The sequence below is a fragment of the Bowmanella dokdonensis genome, assembly GCF_017254865.1.
Classification (GTDB): domain Bacteria; phylum Pseudomonadota; class Gammaproteobacteria; order Enterobacterales; family Alteromonadaceae; genus Bowmanella; species Bowmanella dokdonensis.
In genome coordinates, this window is the sequence record NZ_JAFKCV010000177.1 from 1 (window position 1) to 360 (window position 360).

General features: G+C 50.3%; 1 pseudogene. It reads left to right on the top strand.

Going from position 1 to position 360, the window contains the following annotated elements:
- A pseudogene (locus J0A66_RS22115) lies at window positions 1–360 on the top strand (glucose-6-phosphate dehydrogenase); the annotation flags it as partial.

Consider the following 360-nt stretch of genomic DNA (forward strand, 5'->3'; position numbering starts at 1 on the left):
TTTGATGAAGCCGGACAAATGCGTGACATGGTGCAAAACCATTTGTTGCAAATTTTGACCCTGATTGCCATGGAGCCACCAACGACACTGGATGCAGACAGCATTCGTGACGAGAAACTCAAAGTGCTTAAAGCATTGCGCCCCATTAATAGCAGCAACATCAGTGAGAAAACCGTTCGTGGTCAGTACACCGGTGGATTTGTAAAGGGGCAAGAAGTACCGGGTTACCTGGATGAGCCTGATGCTAACCAGAAGAGTGAAACCGAGACCTTTGTCGCACTGAAGGTGGAAGTGGATAACTGGCGCTGGGCGGGTGTGCCGTTCTACTTGCGTACCGGTAAGCGTATGCCGACCAAAGTC